This window comes from Protofrankia sp. CiP1_Cm_nod3 (assembly GCF_982290655.1).
In genome coordinates this window covers 27665-29099 of record NZ_CEVIVD010000002.1, presented here as the reverse complement: position 1 = coordinate 29099, position 1435 = coordinate 27665, and the positions used below count along the sequence as shown (strand labels likewise).

2 protein-coding genes are annotated in these 1435 nt (G+C 70.3%); one reads left to right on the top strand and one right to left on the bottom strand.

The genetic code is table 11. From position 1 onward, the window contains the following. Positions 1-310, bottom strand: a 310-nt coding sequence (locus AC5LUJ_RS01045) for an XdhC family protein (protein WP_493464325.1), incomplete at its 3' end; no start/stop codon positions are given. Positions 311-711: 401 nt separating this feature from the next. Between AC5LUJ_RS01045 and AC5LUJ_RS01040 the strand changes: the two genes are divergently transcribed. Further along, a partial coding sequence (locus AC5LUJ_RS01040) for a PAC2 family protein (protein ID WP_493464324.1) occupies positions 712-1435 on the top strand: 724 nt, incomplete at its 3' end.

Sequence of the window (1435 nt, the reverse complement as noted above, 5' to 3'; positions counted from 1 at the left end):
CCAGATCGTCTCCGCTGCCCAGATCGTCTCCGCTGCCCAGGGCGTCGCCACCGTCCAGGCTGCTATCACCGTCCGGGCCGTACGTGGCCAGTGCCGGCTCACCTGTGGCGAGCACCTGGCACGCCAGCTCGTACACCGCGCCCTCGACGCAGCCGCCGGAGACGCTGCCGACCGCTTCCCCGCCGGTGCCGACGGCCAGCACCGCACCGGGCGGGAGCGGCGCGGACGAACCGGTCCCGACCACGGTGACGAGCGCGAACGGCTTCCCCGCCGCCCACCAGCGGGCCAGCTCCGGCAGCGCGTCACGCACAGGGCCTCCCTTGCCGTGTCTTCGCTATGCCTTCCCCGCCATGTCCTGCGGGAGTGCCGGGCCGCCCATGCCCACCGCCCATGCCCACCACAGCACACGGGACACAGGAGTGTGCGGCGCGGCAGCGTGCGGACCAGGCAGCACGGAGCAGGACAGGATCTGGTCGATCAGTACGGAGAGTAGCCATAGTGGACCGCGCAACGCGGAGCGGGAGCTCACCCTGGGCGGGGCCGCGATCTCCCGCCGTGGCCCCGCCCGCCCGGACGGGCCCGGCTGCGATACTTACCGCAAGCGCTCCGCCAGGTTTTCGGAGGACGTCACACGGCAGGAACAGATCGGTACCGTTGTCGCTTCATCCTTGGTGAAGCGGCCAACAGACTTCCGTGAGGAGGCTCCGACCAGTGCTCGACCCTCGTGAGCTGTATGAGGTCGCCGACGATCTGCCGGAAATCGGCAGGCCGGTGCTGGTGGAGGCTCTCACCGGTGTCGTCGATGCGGGTGGCTCGATCCGGCTGGCCCGCGACCATCTGCTGACCACCCTGGACAACCGTCTCATCGCGACCTTCGACATCGACCAGCTGCTCGACTACCGCTCCCGCCGGCCATTCATGATCTTCTCCGAGGATCACTGGGAACACTACGACGAGCCCCTGCTCGGGCTGCACCTCGTCGATGACAGCGCCGGGACGCCTTTCCTGCTGTTGTCCGGCCCAGAGCCCGACCTGCAGTGGAAGCGGTTCATCGCCGCCGTCGGCATTCTCGCCGAGCGCCTGGGCGTCCGGCTGACCGTGGGTCTCAACGCGATCCCGATGGCCGTTCCGCACACCCGCCCGTGCGGCGTCACCGCGCACGCCACCCGCCGGGACCTCATCATCGGGTACGAGCCGTGGGTACGGCGGGTCCAGGCACCCGGCAGCGCCGGCCATCTCATCGAGTACCTGCGCGGACGCGACGGCCTCGACGCGATGGGGTTCGCCGCCCACGTCCCGCACTACCTGTCGCAGACCGACTATCCGGCGGCCACCGAGAGCCTGCTCACCTCGCTGTCGAAGGCGACCGGCCTGATGCTCCCGCTGGACGGGCTGCGCTCCGCGTCGGCGGCCGTCCGCACCAACATCGACCGGC